Annotated in this window: 18 protein-coding genes and 1 riboswitch; of the genes, 9 read left to right on the top strand and 9 right to left on the bottom strand. The window is 62.5% G+C overall.

What is annotated here, in order from left to right:
- Positions 1 to 39 precede the first annotated feature (39 nt).
- The gene (gene madL / locus PLD_RS02605; protein ID WP_159889531.1) at positions 40 to 432 is read left to right on the top strand and encodes a malonate transporter subunit MadL; all 393 of its coding nucleotides are present in this window, start codon (positions 40 to 42) and stop codon (positions 430 to 432) included.
- Positions 433 to 437: 5 nt separating this feature from the next.
- Positions 438 to 1,205 carry a malonate transporter subunit MadM gene (madM, locus tag PLD_RS02600; protein ID WP_159889529.1) on the top strand — a complete coding sequence of 256 codons (768 nt, stop codon included), beginning with the start codon at positions 438 to 440 and terminating at the stop codon, positions 1,203 to 1,205.
- Positions 1,206 to 1,538: 333 nt separating this feature from the next.
- Here the strand turns inward: madM and PLD_RS02595 are convergent, their stop codons facing one another.
- Complete coding sequence (locus PLD_RS02595; RefSeq protein WP_159889527.1) at positions 1,539 to 2,456, bottom strand: LysR substrate-binding domain-containing protein; 918 nt, start codon at positions 2,454 to 2,456, stop codon at positions 1,539 to 1,541.
- A 154-nt stretch (positions 2,457 to 2,610) separates the two neighbouring features.
- Here PLD_RS02595 and PLD_RS02590 point away from each other — a divergent pair, with 154 nt between their 5' ends.
- Positions 2,611 to 3,228, top strand: a complete 618-nt coding sequence (locus PLD_RS02590) for a hemolysin III family protein (protein WP_159889525.1) — start codon at positions 2,611 to 2,613, stop codon at positions 3,226 to 3,228.
- A 74-nt stretch (positions 3,229 to 3,302) separates the two neighbouring features.
- Here the strand turns inward: PLD_RS02590 and PLD_RS02585 are convergent, their stop codons facing one another.
- Positions 3,303 to 4,208, bottom strand: coding sequence for a LysR family transcriptional regulator (locus PLD_RS02585; RefSeq protein ID WP_159889523.1), 906 nt, complete (start codon positions 4,206 to 4,208; stop codon positions 3,303 to 3,305).
- Between the two features lie 107 nt (positions 4,209 to 4,315).
- Here PLD_RS02585 and PLD_RS02580 point away from each other — a divergent pair, with 107 nt between their 5' ends.
- From PLD_RS02580 to PLD_RS02570, 3 genes are read left to right on the top strand one after another with little or no spacing between them, the layout of a single operon-like run.
- Complete coding sequence (locus PLD_RS02580; RefSeq protein WP_159889521.1) at positions 4,316 to 5,557, top strand: D-amino acid dehydrogenase; 1,242 nt, start codon at positions 4,316 to 4,318, stop codon at positions 5,555 to 5,557.
- Positions 5,558 to 5,577: 20 nt separating this feature from the next.
- Complete coding sequence (locus PLD_RS02575) at positions 5,578 to 5,928, top strand: RidA family protein (protein ID WP_159889519.1); 351 nt, start codon at positions 5,578 to 5,580, stop codon at positions 5,926 to 5,928.
- Between the two features lie 29 nt (positions 5,929 to 5,957).
- Complete coding sequence (locus PLD_RS02570; RefSeq protein ID WP_159889517.1) at positions 5,958 to 6,860, top strand: transporter substrate-binding domain-containing protein; 903 nt, start codon at positions 5,958 to 5,960, stop codon at positions 6,858 to 6,860.
- A 116-nt stretch (positions 6,861 to 6,976) separates the two neighbouring features.
- On the opposite strand, the gene PLD_RS02565 is transcribed toward PLD_RS02570, so the two are convergent.
- Together PLD_RS02565 and PLD_RS02560 are read right to left on the bottom strand one after the other, a co-directional pair.
- Positions 6,977 to 7,696: a 16S rRNA (uracil(1498)-N(3))-methyltransferase gene (locus tag PLD_RS02565; RefSeq protein WP_159889515.1), complete on the bottom strand. Its 720-nt coding sequence runs from the start codon at positions 7,694 to 7,696 to the stop codon at positions 6,977 to 6,979.
- A 169-nt stretch (positions 7,697 to 7,865) separates the two neighbouring features.
- Positions 7,866 to 9,272 carry an adenosylmethionine--8-amino-7-oxononanoate transaminase gene (locus PLD_RS02560; RefSeq protein ID WP_159889513.1) on the bottom strand — a complete coding sequence of 469 codons (1,407 nt, stop codon included), beginning with the start codon at positions 9,270 to 9,272 and terminating at the stop codon, positions 7,866 to 7,868.
- Between the two features lie 386 nt (positions 9,273 to 9,658).
- Between PLD_RS02560 and PLD_RS02555 the strand changes: the two genes are divergently transcribed.
- Positions 9,659 to 10,210 (top strand): cytochrome b, encoded by a 552-nt coding sequence (locus PLD_RS02555; RefSeq protein WP_159889511.1) that lies wholly within the window; start codon positions 9,659 to 9,661, stop codon positions 10,208 to 10,210.
- 32 nt (positions 10,211 to 10,242) lie between these two features.
- On the top strand, positions 10,243 to 10,839 hold the full coding sequence (locus PLD_RS02550) for a YceI family protein (RefSeq protein WP_159889509.1): 597 nt from the start codon (positions 10,243 to 10,245) through the stop codon (positions 10,837 to 10,839).
- A 303-nt stretch (positions 10,840 to 11,142) separates the two neighbouring features.
- Here PLD_RS02550 and PLD_RS02545 read toward each other — a convergent pair whose 3' ends face one another.
- The 5 genes from PLD_RS02545 to ahcY all read right to left on the bottom strand — a co-directional run bounded on the left by PLD_RS02545 (position 11,143) and on the right by ahcY (position 17,714).
- Complete coding sequence (locus tag PLD_RS02545; RefSeq protein WP_159889507.1) at positions 11,143 to 13,005, bottom strand: DEAD/DEAH box helicase; 1,863 nt, start codon at positions 13,003 to 13,005, stop codon at positions 11,143 to 11,145.
- Between the two features lie 241 nt (positions 13,006 to 13,246).
- Entirely contained in the window at positions 13,247 to 14,044 is a 798-nt protein-coding gene (locus PLD_RS02540; RefSeq protein ID WP_159889505.1) for an ABC transporter substrate-binding protein, read from the bottom strand.
- 56 nt (positions 14,045 to 14,100) lie between these two features.
- The gene (locus PLD_RS02535) at positions 14,101 to 15,183 is read right to left on the bottom strand and encodes a hypothetical protein (RefSeq protein ID WP_159889503.1); all 1,083 of its coding nucleotides are present in this window, start codon (positions 15,181 to 15,183) and stop codon (positions 14,101 to 14,103) included.
- Positions 15,184 to 15,269: 86 nt separating this feature from the next.
- Positions 15,270 to 16,115 carry a methylenetetrahydrofolate reductase [NAD(P)H] gene (gene metF / locus PLD_RS02530; RefSeq protein WP_159889501.1) on the bottom strand — a complete coding sequence of 282 codons (846 nt, stop codon included), beginning with the start codon at positions 16,113 to 16,115 and terminating at the stop codon, positions 15,270 to 15,272.
- 189 nt (positions 16,116 to 16,304) lie between these two features.
- A complete protein-coding gene (ahcY, locus tag PLD_RS02525; RefSeq protein ID WP_159889499.1) occupies positions 16,305 to 17,714 on the bottom strand; it encodes an adenosylhomocysteinase in 1,410 nt (469 codons plus the stop codon).
- A 21-nt stretch (positions 17,715 to 17,735) separates the two neighbouring features.
- Positions 17,736 to 17,842: riboswitch (S-adenosyl-L-homocysteine riboswitch) on the bottom strand.
- Between the two features lie 199 nt (positions 17,843 to 18,041).
- Between ahcY and PLD_RS02520 the strand changes: the two genes are divergently transcribed.
- Positions 18,042 to 18,437, top strand: a complete 396-nt coding sequence (locus PLD_RS02520) for an acyl-CoA thioesterase (RefSeq protein ID WP_060841501.1) — start codon at positions 18,042 to 18,044, stop codon at positions 18,435 to 18,437.
- Positions 18,438 to 18,471 lie beyond the last annotated feature (34 nt).

Genomic DNA, 18,471 nt, shown 5'->3' with positions numbered 1-18,471 from the left:
GAACAACAACTTCGACGATGCACTTTGAGGACAACAACAATGATTATCTACGGTGTGGCCTTCCTGGCCTTTTGTACCCTGGCGGGTATTTTCATCGGTGAGCTGCTGGGCAAATTGATCGGTGTACCGGCCAATGTCGGCGGTGTCGGTATCGCCATGCTGCTGTTGATCGGCTTGGGCAGCTACCTGCACAAGCGCGGGCTGTTCACCGCCAAGTCCGAACAGGGCGTGGAGTTCTGGGGCGCGGTGTACATCCCCATCGTGGTGGCCATGGCCGCGCAGCAGAACGTCTACGGCGCGCTCAAGGGCGGGCCGATGGCGATTCTCGCGGGCACCCTGGCGGTGGTGATCGCCTTTGCCCTGGTGCCGGTGCTGGTGCGCATCGGCAACAAGGCGCCGGATGTCGCCGCTCCTCAGAAAACAGTGGGGTAAGGGCCATGTACGAATCGATGATGAAGGTCATTACCGGTTACGGGCTGATCAGCGGTTTTGCGGTGATCGGGATCACCATGTGGGTGTCCTACTGGATCTCCAGAACCTTTACCAAGGGCCGTTTGCACGGGTCGGCCATCGCCATTTTGCTGGGGCTGGCGCTGTCTTATGTGGGCGGTGCCTTTACCGGCGGGCAGAAGGGGGTGGTGGATATTCCGCTGCTGTCGGGCATCGGCCTGTTGGGCGGGGCCATGTTGCGTGACTTTGCGATCGTCGCCACGGCGTTCGGGGTCAGCTCCGTGGAGTTGAAACGGGCCGGGTTCGTGGGGGTCCTGGCGCTGTTTGTCGGGGTCGGCTCGTCCTTTGTCGCAGGCGTCGGCGTGGCCTTTGCCTTTGGCTATACCGATGCGGTGAGCCTGACCACCATTGGCGCTGGGGCGGTGACCTACATCGTCGGCCCGGTGACCGGTGCGGCGATTGGCGCCAGTTCCGAAGTCATGGCGCTGTCGATTGCCGCGGGGTTGATCAAAGCCATTTTGGTGATGGTGATGACGCCCTTCGTGGCCCCGTTGATCGGCCTCAATAACCCGCGCAGCGCGGTGATCTTCGGCGGCTTGATGGGCACCTCCAGCGGCGTCGCCGGGGGCTTGGCGGCCACCGATCCGAAGCTGGTGCCCTACGGTTGCCTGACGGCGGCGTTCTACACCGCCCTGGGCTGCCTGCTGGGGCCGTCGTTGCTGTTCCTGCTGATGCGCGGCCTGCTGGGCGCGTAGGCGCCGGCCAGCCGGCCAAAGGAGCCCTCGGAGTTTGTGCCGGGCTTGCGAACGCGTTCGCTGGCCAGCCAGCGCCTACAGGGCGGGTGCATCGCGGATTTCGTGTCGGCGCCGGCCAGCCGGCCAAAGGAGCCCTCGGAGTTTGTGCCGGGCTTGCGAATGCGTTCGCTGGCCAGCCAGCGCCTACAGGGCGGGTGCATCGCGGATTTCGTGTCGGCGCCGGCCAGCCGGTCAAAGGAGCCCTCGGAGTTTGTGCCGTGCTTGCGAACGCGTTCGCTGGCCAGCCAGCGCCTACGCAACGCCAGGCCGGCGTGCCGTTGGGTGGTCCGGCTGCTAGGTGCTTTGCCGATTGGCGTACATCCGGCATTCGGCCAGGAGCGCCAGGAGGTTGGGGTCGCGTTCCTTGGCCTTGAGAAACACCACGCCGATATGTTGCTGCAGGCGGTAGCGTGCCTGCAGCGGTATCAGCTTCACGCGGTTTTCATACACCGCGGCGATCCTTCCCGGTAGCAACGCATAACCGACCCCGGAGCTGACCATGCTCAGCAGGGTGAAGATGTCGTTGACCTGCATCGCCACCTTCGGCTCGAACCCCGCCTGCTTGAACACCCGCACGCCGTCCTGATGGGTGGCAAAGCCCTGGGTCAGGGTGATGAAGGTGGCGTCGCGCACGTCGGCCAGATCCACCGCGCTTTGCGTGGCGAAGGGTGAATCGGCGGGGGTGGCGAGGAAAATGTCATCGGAAAACAGCGGCAGTTGTTCGCAATCCGGGTCGTTGGTGCGTTCATCCAGGGAGATCAGGATGGCGTCCACGTCCATGTTCTTGAGCTTGTACAGCAGGTCGATGTTGGAACCCAGGATCAGATCGATGTTCAGTTCGCTGCGGCGCAGCTTCAGGCCCATGATCAGCTGCGGCACGGTTTTTACCGTCAGCGAGTAAAGGGCGCCGAGCTTGAAGCGTTCTGCTGAGAAGCCTGCGGCCTCACGGGTCAAACGCACGCTCTCGACCACGTCCTGCACCAGCTTCTGCGCGCGCTCCTCCAGCACGAAGGCGCTTTCCAGCGGCGTCAGGTTGCGTCCTTCGTGCTTGAACAGCGGGCAGCGCAGGGCGTTTTCCAGGGAGTGGATGGCCCGGTGCACGCTGACATTGCTGGTCTGCAACTCGGCGGCGGCGCGGGTCAGGTTGCCGGTGCGCATGAAGGCCAGAAACACTTCGAGCTTTTTCAGGGTCAACTCTTCGTCGATGAGCATGGTCCGGCCTCGGCTGATGAGGGGTTGATGATGCCCGATGAGTCCGAAAGTGGCCGCTGGTTTTTTATCCGCCGTGCCCCCATTGAGCTATTGCGCTTTCAAACTGCAGGCCTGAGCCTTGCGTGGTTTTTCATGTTTCAAGGGTGAGTGACCGATGTATCACGGAGAAAGATTCAACGCCTGGACCCACCTGCTGGGGGCGATTGCGGCGTGTATCGGCGGCATTTGGCTGGTGGTGCTGGCCAGCCTCGACGGCAGTCCGTGGAAGATCGTCAGTGTGGCGATCTACGCCTTCACCTTGCTGGTGCTCTACAGCGTGTCCACGGTCTATCACAGCGTGCGCGGCCGGGCGAAGAACATCATGCAGAAGGTCGATCACTTTTCGATTTACCTGCTGATTGCCGGCAGCTACACGCCGTTCTGCCTGGTGACCCTGCGCGGGCCCTGGGGCTGGACTCTGTTCGGGATTGTCTGGGGGCTGGCGCTGATCGGCATCCTGCAGGAGATCAAGCCGCGTTCCGAAGCGCGGATCCTTTCCATCGTGATCTACGCGGTGATGGGCTGGATCGTCCTGGTGGCGGTCAAGCCATTGTTGGCGGCCCTGGGCACCGCCGGGTTTGCCTGGCTGGCGGCGGGCGGGGTGCTGTACACCGTGGGCATCATCTTCTTCGCCCTGGACAGCCGCCTGCGCCATGCCCACGGCATCTGGCACCTGTTCGTGATCGCCGGCAGCCTGCTGCATTTCGTCGCCATCCTCTTCTACGTTCTTTAGGCGCCGGCTTGCTGGCGAAGAGGCCTTGGGAATTTGCGCTGGGCTTGCGGCCGCCTTCGCAGGCCGGCCAGCGCCTACAACGGATGGTCGAGTTGGGCCTGGGCCTGGCGGGCGAAGATCTCCAACAAGCTGGCCAGGGTGTGGGGCGGCGGTTCGGCGGCGCGGGTCACCGCGTACAGGGTGATCGGCAGCGGCGGGCTCAGGGGCCGGATGACGGTGCTGGCGGTTGATGCGCCCAGGGCGGTGAACGGGTCGATCAGCGCCAACCCGGCGCCGGACTCCACCATGGCCCGGGCCAAGGAGTAGGTCTGTACGGCAATGCGGATCCGCGGTGGCGGCTCCACGGCCTTGAGGTAACTGTCGAGGCGCGCCGACAGCGGGTCGCTGCTGCTCAGGCCAATCAGCGGTGCATCCGCCAGTTCCATCAGGGCCAGCGGTTGGCCGCGCACGGCGGGCGGCCAGTAGTCCAGCGGCGCCAGGGCCACCAGCACGCCCTGGGCCAGGGGCTGTGGGCAGAGCCCAGGGTGATCGGGGCGTTGCAGGGTCAGGGCCACGTCGATTTCCCGCATCAGCAGGTTCTGCACCAGTTCGCGGCTGTGGGCGCTGGACAGTTCGCACAGGCTGTCCGGGTAGAGGCAGGTCCATTCACTGATGGCCGGCGGCAGCAACGCCAGGGCCAGGGCCGGGGTGGCGCCGATGCGCAGGTTGTGGCCCGGCGCCCGGCGCAGGTTCTGGGCCAGGCGCCGCACGCCTTGCAGGCTTTCGCTGACCTTGTCCACTTCGCGCTCCAGCTCCAGGGCTTCCGGAGTTGGCTGCAACTTGCCCCGCACCCGCAGGAACAGCGGGAAACCCAGCTGCAGTTCGGCGTGCTGCAGGACCTTGGTCACCGCCGGTTGCGAGACGTGCAGCAACTGCGCGGCGCCGCTAATGGAGCCGGCCTGGCGGATGGCCTGGAAAATTTCGATATGACGCAGGCGCATGGGGGAGTCCATAACCTTTGTTTATGGGAGGTGCATCTTTATTCATTGTCCGGCGCCTGTCACCTGCCCCTAACCTTGGGCCATCGAACAACGGGCCAGGGGTCGTCATGAGTCAGCAGGTTTGCATCATCGGTGGGGGCGTCATCGGTCTGGCCAGTGCCTATGCCCTGGTCCGCCAGGGCTTCGAGGTGACCCTGGTGGAGGCTCAGGAGTCCCTGGGCAGCCAGACCAGCTTTGCCAACGGCGGGCAGTTGTCCTATCGCTATGTGGCGCCTTTGGCCGATGCCGGCGTGCCCTGGCAGGCCCTGGGCTGGATGCTCAAGGGCGACTCGCCGCTCAAGCTGCGCCCGCGCCTGGACCCGGCGCAGTGGCGCTGGCTGGCGGGTTTCCTCGGGGCTTGCCGGCACTCGGTGAACCAGCGCAATGCTGCTCACCTGCTGCGCCTGGCGTTGCTCAGCCAGAGCACCTTGCAACGCTGGCGCGAAGAGGATGGCCTACAGGGCTTTGACTGGCGAAGCAACGGCAAGCTGGTGACCTTTCGCGAGCCCGGCAGCTTCGAGCATGCCCGGCACAACCTGGCGGACAGCCGCCAGCAGCAGGCGTTGTCGGCTGCCGAATGCACCGCCCTGGAGCCGACCCTGGGGGACACGCCCTTCGTCGGTGGCATCTATACCCCGGATGAAGAAGTGGCCGACTGCCACGCGTTCTGCCTGCAACTGGCGGCGCGGCTGCAGGCTTCCGGACGTTGCGACATCCTCCTCGGCCAGCGGGTTCGGGCCATCCGTCAGGAGGGCGACCGGGTGCGGGCCATCGACTTGGGCGAGCGTCAGTTGCCGGTGAAGCATCTGGTGCTGGCGGCCGGTCATCGCAGCCCCGAGTTGCGCCTGCCGGGGCTCAAGCTGCCGCTGTATCCGCTCAAGGGCTACAGCCTCAGCGTGCCCATCGGCCCGCAGCACCGGGCGCCGGAGATCAGCATCACCGATTACAACCGCAAGATTGTCTACGCGCGCATCGGCCAGCAACTGCGGGTGGCGGCGATGGTCGACATCGTCGGTTTCGATCCGTCCCCAGACCCGGGGCGTCTGTCCCTGATGCGTCGGCAGGCCGAGCAGACCTTCGCCGACGCCGGCGATTATCAGGCCGCCATCGAGTGGGCCGGCATGCGTCCGGCCACCCCCAGCGGCGTGCCGCTGATCGGCGCCACCGCCTATCGCAACCTGTGGCTCAACCTCGGCCACGGTGCGCTGGGGTTCACCCTGGCCTGTGGCAGCGGTCAGTTGCTGGGCGAACTGATCGGCCAGTGTTCCACCAGCATCGACATGCAGGGCCTGATGCCCCGCGTCGCCTGAACGTTCAAAGGAGTCTTCAGATGAGTATCCAGCGTATCCACAGCAACGAGCGCCTGAGTGGCGCGGTGACCTTTGCCGAACTGGTGTTTCTCTCCGGGCAGGTGCCGGGGGCCAGCAGCGACATCGGCGGCCAGACCCGCGAGCTGCTGGAGAAGATCGACGTCTTGCTGGCCGAGGCCGGTAGCGACAAGGACCATCTCTTGAGCGCGACGATTTACCTCAAGGACATCCAGGCCGACTTCGCGGTGATGAACGAAGTCTGGTCGGCCTGGCTGACACCCGGCCAGGCGCCGGCGCGCACCACCTTGCAGGCGGCCCTGGCGCGCCCGCAGATCCTGGTCGAAATCAGCGTCATCGCGGTTCGCCGCTGAGCCGCCTTTACCCACAACGGAGAATAACAATGCATAAGATCACGTTGCTCGGCTGCACCCTGGGGCTGTTGTTCAGCGCCATTTCCCAGGCCAACGAGGCGCCCCTGGATGGCACCCTGGCCAAGATCGCCAACAGCGCCAGCATTACCTTGGGTTATCGCGACGCTTCGGTGCCCTTTTCCTACGTGGGCGACAACAGCGGCAAGCCCATGGGCTATTCGGTGGAACTGGCGAGCAAGGTGGTGGAGCGCATCCAGCAGCAGTTGCACCTGCCCAAGCTGAATGTGAAGTACAACCTGGTGACCTCGCAGACGCGCATTCCCCTGGTGCAGAACGGCACCGTGGACCTGGAATGCGGCTCCACCGGGGTGACTGCCGAGCGCCAGAAACAGGTGGCGTTCTCCTACGGCTTCATCTACGTCAAGGGCCAGTTGCTGACCGCCAAGGACAGCGGGATCAAGCGCTTCGCCGACTTGCGGGGCAAGAACGTGGTGACCACGGCGGGCACCACCAACGAGCGTTTTCTCAAGAACTACAACGTCGAGCACAAGATCGACATGTTCGTGATCAGCGCCAAGGACCACGGCGAAGCTTTCCAGATGCTCCAGACTGGGCGCGCGGCGGCGTTCTACATGGATGACGCGCTGCTCTACGGCGAACGGGCCAAGGCCCGCGATCCGCACAATTGGGTAGTGGTGGGCAAGGAGCAGTCGCGGGAGATCTACAGCTGCATGGTGCGCAAGGACGATCCGCAGTTCCTGGCGCTGGTCAACGGCGCGCTGGCGGATCTGTACCGCTCCGGGGAAATCAACGGCATCTACCAGCGCTGGTTCCAGCAGCCGATTCCGCCCAAGGGCCTGAACCTGGAGTTCCCCATGACTGCGGAGCTGAAAGCGATCATCGCCCGACCTACCAGCGATCCGGTGGAATAACCGCTGTTGGGCTGGCGGGGCGGCGCAGAGGCCTTGGGCATGAGGCTGTCTTCGTTGGCCCGTCAGTGCTTTGTGGGGCGCGGCTGGTTTTTGCCGTAACCCCACGGTGCGCGGCGTTAGAAGTCGCCCCAGAGCTGTTGGGCCACGGCCAGGGCTACCACGGGGGCGGTTTCGGTGCGCAGCACGCGAGGGCCGAGGCGGGCGGGCAGGAAGCCGGCACCCTGGGCCTGTTCCACTTCCGTGTCGGACAGGCCGCCTTCCGGGCCGATCAGGAAGGCCAGGGTTTCGGGTTTGGCATGGCTTTCCAGGGGCTGGGCCACCGGGTGCAGCACCAGCTTCAGATCGGCCTCGGCCTGCTTGATCCAGTCCGCCAGCAAGACCGGTGGATGAATCAGCGGAACGCGGGAACGACCGCACTGCTCGCAGGCGCTGATGGCCACCTGGCGCCAGTGCAGCAGGCGTTTGTCGGCGCGTTCGTCCTTGAGCCGCACTTCGCAGCGCTCGCTGAAAATCGGGGTGATCTCGCTAACCCCCAACTCCGTGGCTTTCTGAATCGCCCAGTCCATGCGCTCGCCCCGGGACAGGCCCTGGCCGAGGTGAATTCGCAGCGGTGACTCTTGCTGGCCGGCGAAGCTTTCATCCAACTGCACCCGCACGCGCTTCTTGCCCACTTCCACCAGGGTCCCGCGAAATTCCTGGCCCGAGCCGTCGAACACTTGCAGCGCATCGCCTTCGGCCATGCGTAGCACGCGCCCGATGTAGTGGGCCTGGGCCTCTGGCAGTTCGTGTTCGCCGAGGCTCAGGGGGGCGTCGATAAAGAAGCGGGACAATCTCATCTGGGTTCTCTGTTGAATATGCATCGGTGGAAAGCATTCTGTGGCGAGGGAGCTGGCTCCCGCTCGGTGGCGAAGCCGTCGTTGAATCCGTCGGGGCGCTCAGCCTGGTTGTGGGACCGCTGCGCGGTCCAGCGGGAGCCAACTCCCTCGCTACAATTGATGGCCTGCTCTAGCCCGGATCGCGAAAGCCTGGGTGGAAGTCCTTGGGCACCGCCACGCTGACGCTGTCGCGGGTGGCGATGTCGATGCCTTCGCTGGCGACTTCGGCGAGGAAGTCGATCTGCTCCGGAGTGATCACGTAAGGCGGCAGGAAATACACCACGCTGCCCAGGGGGCGCAACAGGGCGCCGCGCTCCAGGGCGTGCTGGAAGACTTTCAAGCCACGTCGCTCTTGCCAGGGGTAGGCGGTCTTGCTGGCCTTGTCCTGGACCATCTCGATGGCCAGGACCATGCCGGTCTGGCGCACTTCGGCGACGTGGGGGTGGTCCACGAGGTGCGCGGTGGCGCTGGCCATGCGCTGGGACAGGGCGCGGTTGTGGGCAATGACGTTGTCCTGCTCGAAGATGTCCAGGGTCGCCAGGGCCGCCGCACAGGCCAGCGGGTTGCCGGTGTAGCTGTGGGAGTGGAGGAAGGCGCGCAGGGTCGGGTAGTCGTCGTAGAAGGCGCTGTAGACGTCATCGGTGGTCATGCATGCGGCCAGGGGCAGGTAGCCGCCGGTCAGGGCCTTGGACAGGCACAGGAAGTCTGGGCGGATGCCGGCCTGTTCGCAGGCGAACATCGTGCCGGTGCGGCCGAAGCCAACGGCGATCTCGTCGTGGATCAGGTGCACGCCATAGCGGTCGCAGGCTTCGCGTAGCAGCTTGAGGTACACCGGGTGGTACATGCGCATGCCGCCGGCGCCCTGGATCAGTGGTTCGACGATGACCGCGGCGACGCTGTCGTGGTGCTCGGCCAGGGTCTGTTCCATGGCGGCGAACATGTTCCGCGAGTGTTGTTCCCAGCTCATGCCCTCGGGGCGCAGGTAGCAGTCCGGGCTCGGCACCTTGAGGGTGTCCAGCAGCAGGGCCTTGTAGGTTTCGGTGAACAGCGGTACGTCGCCCACCGACATCGCGGCGATGGTTTCGCCGTGGTAGCTGTTGCTCAGGGTGACGAAGCGCTTCTTGTTCGGTTGGCCGCGATTGATCCAGTAGTGGAAGCTCATCTTCATCGCCACTTCGATGCACGACGAACCGTTGTCGGCGTAGAAGCAACGGGTCAGGCCTTCGGGGGTGATCTGCACCAGGCGCTCGGACAGCTCGATCACCGGCTGGTGGCTGAAACCGGCGAGGATCACGTGTTCCAGCTGGTCCACCTGGTCCTTGATGCGCTGATTGATGCGCGGGTTGGCGTGGCCAAAGACGTTGACCCACCAGGAGCTGACTGCGTCCAGATAACGTTTGCCTTCGAAGTCTTCCAGCCAGACACCTTCACCGCGCTTGATCGGGATCAACGGCAGTTGTTCGTGGTCTTTCATCTGGGTGCAGGGATGCCACAGAACGGCGAGATCGCGTTGCATCCATTGGTTATTCAGGCTCATGTACGGTCTCCTGGAGGCGGCTGGCTGAGAACCTGTCTACGATCGTCGCGCGAAATGCCTGAGCGGCGCTGGCGAGAGCGTAAAGAGTTTCTGATGGCGCTGGCGAATAGTCGCGCAAGCCTATGCAATGCATAGCGGCGGGACAACCTATTGTGTGATGCGGCGACTGAGGACAGAACGCCGAGTGTGTAAAGACGCGTCTGGCAGTCACCAGGGCACCCGCCGTTGATTGAGACGGATTCGTCAGGAAATGGTCTTAATCTTTTCTTAACACCCTGAGCACAGACTACTCATCGTATTTCTCGATATTTCAAAGCGAAAATTTCCGCTTTAAATCGATAGGTAAATCGCTAGTCTTGGTCAGCGTTTCTTACAGGATGCAAGTGATGCAGTTACGTAATTCTTCTTCTCGCTATGGCTGGGTCAGCATCGTTCTGCACTGGGGTGTGGCGCTGACGGTCTTTGGTTTGTTCGGCTTGGGCCTGTGGATGGTCGGTCTCGACTACTACAGCGCCTGGCGTAAAGACGCGCCGGAGCTGCACAAGAGTATTGGCTTGACGCTGCTGGCGATCATGGTGCTGCGGGGGCTGTGGCGGTTTGTCAGCCCGGCGCCACCGGCACCGGCCAACCATGGGCGCCTGACGCGTCTGGGGGCCAAGTTGGGGCACGCGTTCCTGTACCTGGCTCTGTTCGCCGTGATGATTGCCGGATACCTGATCTCCACCGCAGACGGCGTGGGTATTCCAGTGTTTGGCTGGTTTGAAGTGCCTGCCCTGGTGTCCGGACTGCCGGACCAGGCTGATGTAGCAGGTGTGGTGCACCTGTACCTGGCTTGGGCGTTGGTGATCTTTGCCGGCATCCACGGCCTGGCGGCCTTGAAGCACCACTTTATTGATCGTGATGCGACCCTCATCCGTATGCTGGGCCGCAAAGCCTGATGTTCAACCTTGACTCAAAAGGAATAGAAAGCATGTTGAAAAAGACTCTCGCCGCATTGGCAATCGGATCTGCTGTATTGGCGGCTGGTCAAGTAATGGCGGCGGACTACGTGATCGACAAGGAAGGCCAGCACGCCTTTGTCGACTTCAAGATCAGCCACCTGGGCTATAGCTACATCACCGGTACCTTCAAGGACCTGGACGGCAAGTTCAGCTTCGACGCCGCCAAGCCTGAAGACGCCAAGATCGAAGTCAACGTGCGCACTGCCAGCGTGTTCACCAACCACGCCGAACGTGACAAGCACATCACCAGCAAGGATTTCCTGGAGTCCAGCAAGTTTGCCGATGCCAAGTTCGTGTCCACCAGCGTCAAGCCCACCGGCAAGAATGCCGACGGCAAGCTGACCGCTGACGTGGCGGGCGATCTGACCCTGCACGGCGTGACCAAGCCGGTGGTGGTCAAGGCCACTTTCCTGGGTGAAGGCAAGGATCCATGGGGCGGCTACCGTGCCGGCTTCGAAGGCACCACCAGCATCAATCGCCAGGATTTCGGCAAAATGATGGACCTGGGCCCGGCGTCCAACAACGTCGACCTGTACATCACCTTTGAAGGTGTGAAGGCGAAGTAATGCTTCGTCTGTAGCCGCTGCTGCAGGCTGCGAAAAGGCCCGCAGGGCCTTCGCGATTCAATTCGCACAGCCCTTATCGGACTGATCGCAACCTTCACCGAAGCAAAAAAACGCCCCCGACTACAAATCGGGGGCGTTTTTTATTGCCCGTCATGCAGCCCGGTGAGCCTGGCAGGCCCTTGCGCCAGGTTCCCCGTCGTTCGCAGCCTGTGGCAGCGGCTACAGAAAGCGCCCTCGACCAGCCGCCACAAAAAACGCCCCGGGTCTTGCGACCAGGGGCGTTTTTCGCTGCAGCGGATCGACTCAGCGATTGCGAGTCAGCAGCGCCGGCTTCTCGCCCCGTGGACGGCTTGGCAACTGATCCAGTTGCTCAGGCGTCGGGAAGCGGTCGGCCTTGGATTCCTTGTGCATGATCTTCGGTTGGTTACCCCGAGGACTCTGCACGGCCGGCTCTTGACGCGGTTGATCGTCACGGTTCGGGCGACGATTGCGCGATTCGTCGCGACGGCCTTGGCTGTCACGAGGCGCGCCGTTGCGCGCACCGCCGCTGCGCTTGGCTGGCGCGGTACCGGTGGTGCTGCCGTTGCTGTTGCGCGGGTTGCCGGAACGGCCCTGACCGCCGCCACGGGGCGCATTGCCGGCGCCTGCGCCCTGGGCTGGAGCCCCTGGACGGCGACCACGGCCTTGCTGGTTGTTCTTGTTCTGGTACGGGCTGACGTAGTCAGCGCGGTTACCGAAGTTATCCACATCGTCGTCGAGGAATTCGTCCGGCGCGCGATCGGCGCGCGGCGTCGGCTGGCGCTGTTCGCGGGCCGGGGTGCCTTCGCGAGGTTTCTGCTCACGGGCAGGGCGTTCGCCACGAGCGGGTTTGTCTTTGCCGCCCTTGTCTTTGCCTTTGTCCTTGCGACCACCGCCGCCGCCACCGCCGTTCGGGCCATCGCCACGGGGACCACGGGAGTTGCGCGGGTTGCGCACGTCTGGCCGCTCGCGCACTTCCGGCTTCTCGGCTTCCACGGCGCTGGCATCGAAGCCCATCAGGTCGCCGTCGGCGATCTTCTGCTTGGTCATGCGCTCGATGCTTTTCAGCAGTTTCTCTTCGTCCGGGGCAACCAGGGAGATGGCTTCGCCCGAGCGCCCGGCACGACCGGTGCGGCCGATGCGGTGCACGTAGTCTTCGTCAACGTTGGGCAGCTCGAAGTTGACCACGTGGGGCAGTTGGTCGATGTCCAGGCCGCGAGCGGCGATATCGGTGGCCACCAGGATCCGCACGTCGCCGGCCTTGAAATCGGCCAGGGCTTTGGTGCGGGCGTTCTGGCTCTTGTTGCCGTGGATCGCCACGGCGCTCAGGCCGTGCTTGTCCAGGTACTCGGCCAGGCGGTTGGCGCCGTGCTTGGTACGGGTGAACACCAGCACCTGTTCCCAGGCACCAGCGGTGATCAGGTGAGCCAGCAGCGAGCGCTTGTGGCTGGCGGGCAGGCGGAACACCCGTTGCTCGATGCGCTCCACCGTGGTGTTCGGCGGGGTGACTTCGATGCGTTCGGGGTTGTGCAGCAGCTTGCCGGCCAGGTCCGTGATGTCCTTGGAGAAGGTCGCGGAGAACAGCAGGTTCTGGCGCTTGGCCGGCAGGCGGGCGAGGACCTTCTTGACGTCATGGACGAAGCCCATGTCGAGCATGCGGTCGGCTTCGTCGAGTACCAGGATTTCCACGTGGGACAGGTCGACGCTGCCCTGGCCGGCCAGGTCCAGCAGGCGACCGGGGCACGCCACCAGCACGTCAACGCCACGGGCCATGGCCTGGACCTGCGGGTTCATGCCGACGCCACCGAAGATGCAGGCGCTGACGAACTTCAGGTCGCGGGCATACAGCTTGAAGCTGTCATGCACTTGCGCGGCCAGTTCGCGAGTCGGGGTCAGGACCAGTACGCGCGGTTGGCGCGGGCCGTGACGTTGGGATTTGTCCGGGTGACCGTTGGGAAACAACCGCTCCAGGATCGGAAGGGCGAAACCGCCGGTTTTACCAGTACCTGTCTGTGCCGCGACCATCAGATCGCGACCTTGCAACACGGCGGGAATGGCCCGCTGTTGCACCGGAGTAGGCTGGGTATAGCCGGCGGCTTCGATGGCACCGACTAAAGCCTCGGAGAGACCGAGGGAAGCAAAGGACATGAGTAATCCTGTTTTAGTGAGGGCTTGGCCCAAAGGGATAATCTTGCCGAGCGTGAATGGCGTTTAAGAGGACGCAATCCCGTCCGGTCCTGCTGGCCTGAAGACTCATCCACCGCAGGCTCGCGCGGGCCGGTTGGCTGCGCCGTAGCGTGGTGAAGATGCCTTGAACAGGGTCCAGCGTCCGGGCGTGAGCCTGGCGGGAGGCCGGAGTATAACAGAGCATTCGATGTGCGCTGCTTTCCTACTGCTCAACGGTTTTTTCTGACTCCGGTGTCGATAGCGGTCGGACGGGCGGCAGAGGAGTGGCGGCACCGTATTGGGCGCTCAACTCAGCGTAGGCCGGTTCGCGCTTGAAACGTTTGAGTTCGGCGCCGAAACGCTGCACCAGCAGGTCCATTCCGGCATTGCGGCGCAGCGCCAGGTACTGGCTTTGGCGGCTGATGACCGTCGGATTCTGACGGATCTGATCGCGGATCCCCAGGCTGTCCAGCAGGTGCTGGCCGACCCGTTTGTCAGTGATCAGTAGGTCGATCCGTCCCAGCAGCAGCTTGCCGAAGTTGGCTTCGTGAGTGGGGGCCGGTTCACGATTGAACAGCGTCGACTCGCTGAAGTCATCGCTGTACAGATAGCCGGGAGAGGTGCCGATGGTCAGGCCTTTGAGCTCGTCCAGATGCTTGAAAGGATGCGGCCGCTGCTTGGCGTAGAACATCACGAACTCGACGTCGGACAGCGGTTCGCTGGGATAGAGCAGGCTGGCGTCGCGCTGGTCGCTGTGGAAAATGTCCAGGGCGCCGTCGGCTTGACCGGTCTCCAGCATCGCCAGGCAGCGCTTCCAGGGCAGGAATTGCCACTCCACCTCGATCCCCAGGCGCTGAAAGACAATGGCCGTGGTTTCGTAGTCCAGGCCCCGCGCCTTGCCATGTTCCTCATAGACATAAGGTGCCCACGGCTCGGTGACAATGCGCAGCTTCTCGCCCTGAGCGTTAACGCTCAGGCAAGCCAAAAGCAAGGCTGTTAGTAATTGGGCAATGGCGGGCATCGTTGGAGATTACGACGAGAACCAGTGAAATAGCTAGCGGCCGTCTAGCTCAAGGGTTACTCGCCTTTTGTTTGTACCAGATGCGAGTAAATCGCTTTACGGCGCTGACCCAATACCAGACGAGTAATCGGATGGTTGAACCAGTGTTCGAGCTGATGGTTTTCAAGGGGGGTATCAAGGCGACGCTCAACGTTTTCACGGGCTTTTTCCCACCAGACAGGGGCACAGGCCTGATCGAATGGATTGGGGTGTTGGTAGCAACCATAAAGGATTTCACGCATGAACTGGCGTTGCTGTTTGGGCAGGGCCAGCGTCACGAGCTTATAAGTCAAGCGCTGGAGCGCGGGAGGCCTTGGCAGTGTTGCGGTCACCAGACGTGTTTCATCTAGTGCGAAACTGCTGACCGGGTCGGCGCCGTGTTTGTCCAGCCAGGCTTTTATCTTGGCGCGGAACAGCTGTTTGCGGCTCCAGTAGTGATGAATCAGGTCGGGACACTCGCGTACCTGCGTTGTGCGATAGGCGGCTACCGACAGGCAGAACTCTTCAAGGGTATAGGCGCCTTGCGCCAGAGGGTACAACTCATCCATCAAGGCGATCGAATGATCCAGGACACGCGCATCTGTGCGATCAAGGCCGATGACGCCGGAGTTCAGTAGCGGCATCTGATCATCTGCCAGGTTTCTTTGTCGCAGCACTGGCGCCAGCGTTTGATACAGCACGGCTTCTTTGTTGCTGCCGTATTGCATGCCAAAGGCATTACACAGCAGGGTGCCAGGCTTGATGCGACGAAACAGTTCCAGTGGCGAGCAGTGGAAAAACGTATCGGTGTCGATCAGCAGCGCGCGCTCAAACTCCTGCAGCACTTGTTGCATCACTACGTGTTTGGCGCGGAAGTGGTAACCATGTGGAGCGATCCAGGCCTGACGGGTGCGTTCGTCCAGCTCATGGACCTGAACCGGCAAGTTACGGTAAGGCGCGGGGTTGTCGGTGAAAACTTGAATGTCCAATCCTTCACCCGGTGTTTCGCGCAGGCCGGCCACGGCGCTGGCGATACTGAACACGGCTTCTTGGTGGTAGGTGCTGGCACCGTAAACCAGATAAATCAGCTGTGGGTTTGTGATGGGGCGAGTTGTGGACATCTGCAGCGATCATCCCTGGACAGTTGGGTAGAGTGAAAAAAAGGCCCTGGATTTCGCCAGGGCCTCGTTCTGAATGCTATGCCATTTCAGCGCGGCAGTTTCAGGTTTTTCCAGATCGCCAGGCTCGGCTCTGCCTGGTTCAGGGTATAGAAGTGCAGCCCTGGCGCGCCACCTTGCAGCAGGCGTTCGCACATTTCACTGATGACGTGCTCGCCGAAGGCTTGGATGCTGGCGCTGTCGTCGCCGTAGGCTTCCAGCTGCTTGCGAATCCAGCGCGGGATCTCGGCACCGCAGGCGTCGGAAAAACGCGCCAGCTTGCTGTAGTTGGTGATCGGCATGATGCCCGGCACGATGGGGATGTTCACACCCATCTTCTGCACGCGTTCGACGAAGTAGAAATAGCTGTCGGCGTTGAAGAAGTACTGGGTGATCGCACTGTCGGCGCCCGCATTGGCCTTACGCACGAAGTTGAATAGGTCGTCTTCGAAGTTGCGTGCTTGCGGGTGCATTTCCGGGTAGGCGGCGACTTCGATATGGAAGTGGCTGCCGGTCTCTTCACGAATGAAGCTCACCAGATCGTTGGCGTGACGCAGTTCGCCGCTGGCCATGCCCATGCCCGAAGGCAGGTCGCCGCGCAGGGCAACGATGCGCTTGATGCCGGCGGCCTGGTACTGCTTGAGCAGGCCGCGCAGGTCGTCCTTGCTGTCGCCGACGCAGGACAAGTGTGGCGCTGCGGGAATTCGTACTTCGCTCTCCAGTTGCAGCACAGTGTTGACTGTGCGATCACGGGTCGAGCCGCCGGCGCCGTAGGTGCAGGAGAAGAAGTCGGGGTTGTAGCCAGCCAACTGACGGGCAGTGGCGAGCAGTTTTTCATGCCCAGCATCGGTCTTGGTGGGGAAGAACTCGAAGCTGTAGCGACGGTCTTGGGACATGGAGGGAACCTCCAGCTACAAGCCGCAAGCTGCAAGCGCCAGAAGAAGCGTGGGTGCGCTCATCTCCCGGTCCTGGAGCTTGTTGCCTGACACTGTTTAAGCAAATAGGGGTAAAGCGTGAGGCTTTGTGCGACAAGCCCGGCTTGTGGCCCTGGCTTGCCGCTTGAAGCTCAAAGCTTGCAGCTGCTCTTAGTAGCGATAGGCGTCTGGCTTGAACGGGCCTTCGACGGTCACGCCGATGTAGTCAGCCTGTTGCTTGGTCAGTTGAGTGACCACGCCACCGAAGCCGCGGACCATTTCCAGGGCCACTTCTTCGTCGAGTTTCTTCGGCAGGACTTCAACGGTCAGGCGCTCGGCTTTCTGGGCCGGCGACAGGTCGGCGTACTTCTGGCCGAACAGGAAGATCTGCGCCAGCACCTGGTTGGCGAACGAGCCGTCCATGATGCGGCTTGGGTGGCCGGTGGCGTTGCCCAGGTTCACCAGACGGCCTTCGGCCAGCAGGATCAGGTAGTCGTCGTTCTGTGGGTCGAAATCGCCGTGGCCGGTACGGTGGATCTTGTGCACCTGTGGCTTCACTTCTTCCCATGCCCAGTGCTTGCGCATGAAGGCGGTGTCGATTTCGTTGTCGAAGTGACCGATGTTGCAGACAACCGCGCGCTTCTTCAGCGCTTTGAGCATGTTGGCGTCGCAAACGTTGACGTTACCGGTGGTGGTCACGATCAGGTCGATCTTGCCCAGCAGGGCCTTGTCGATGCTGGCTTCGGTGCCGTCGTTGATCCCGTCGATGAACGGCGAAACCAGTTCGAAGCCGTCCATGCAGGCTTGCATGGCGCAGATCGGATCGACTTCGGACACCTTGACGATCATGCCTTCCTGGCGCAGGGACTGGGCCGAGCCCTTGCCCACGTCACCGTAGCCGATGACCAGCGCTTGCTTGCCGGACAGCAGGTGGTCGGTGCCGCGCTTGATGGCATCGTTCAGGCTGTGACGGCAGCCGTACTTATTGTCGTTCTTGCTCTTGGTCACCGAGTCGTTGACGTTGATGGCCGGGATTTTCAGCTCGCCCTTGGCCAGCATGTCCAGCAGGCGGTGTACGCCGGTGGTGGTTTCTTCGGTCACGCCGTGAACGCGATCCAGTACCTGCGGGTATTTCTTGTGCAGTAGCTCGGTCAGGTCGCCGCCATCGTCGAGGATCATGTTGGCGTCCCATGGCTGGCCATCCTTGAGGATGGTCTGTTCCAGGCACCACTCGTACTCTTGCTCGGTCTCACCCTTCCAGGCGAACACCGGGATGCCGGCGGCGGCGATGGAGGCAGCGGCCTGGTCCTGAGTCGAGAAGATGTTGCAGGACGACCAGCGTACCTCGGCACCCAGGGCAACCAGGGTTTCGATCAGCACGGCAGTCTGAATGGTCATGTGGATGCAGCCGAGGATTTTCGCGCCCTTGAGTGGCTGCTCGGATGCGTACTTGCGGCGCAGACCCATCAGGGCTGGCATTTCCGACTCGGCGATGATGGTTTCGCGACGGCCCCAGGCAGCCAGGGACATGTCGGCGACTTTGTAGTCGGTAAAATCTGCAGGCGTGTTGACAGCGCTCATGAAGAGCCTCCATTCGTAGTGTGCGAATGGGCGCCGTTGTGCGTTTAGTGCCCGTACAGGGATTCCTGTACCGACAACGCCCCATCCGAGCCTGACAGGTCATGCCTGCTGCAGCGCCCCTCGGACAGGTGGCGGGAAAACGGTATCAAGTGCAGATGACCGTTTTGAAACGGTGGCGATTATAGCTGGCTGAGGCGGACTTCCAAAAGTGTTTCTGTCGCCTGGATGAAGATCATTAATCACGACCATAGTCGAGGTTGCGTAGAGCATGACCGCTCGGTCTGCCATGATGCCGGGCATCAATTGGCAGTACGGTCAGGAGTGAATATGAATTTCCATACCCGCAAGTGGGTAAAACCCGAAGACCTCAATCCCAACGGCACGCTGTTCGGCGGCAGCCTGTTGCGCTGGATCGACGAAGAAGCGGCGATCTACGCCATTGTTCAACTGGGCAACCAGCGGGTGGTCACCAAGTACATTTCGGAAATCAACTTTGTCAGCGCTTCGCGCCAGGGCGACATCATCGAGCTGGGTATCACCGCCACCGAGTTCGGCCGTACCTCCATCACCCTGACCTGTGAAGTGCGCAACAAGATCACCCGCAAATCTATTCTCACCGTCGAGAAGATGGTCTTCGTCAACCTCGGTGAGGATGGCTTGCCGGCGCCCCACGGCCGCACCGAGATCAAATACGTCAAGGACCAGTTCAAGGACGAAGCCTGATCGCCCTTGGGTGAAGGCGCGCTCCTGGCTGCCT

Source organism: Pseudomonas sp. LD120, assembly GCF_009861525.1.
GTDB lineage: Bacteria > Pseudomonadota > Gammaproteobacteria > Pseudomonadales > Pseudomonadaceae > Aquipseudomonas.
The sequence above is the reverse complement of the archived record's forward strand: the minus strand, read 5'-3'. Positions and strand labels throughout refer to the sequence as shown.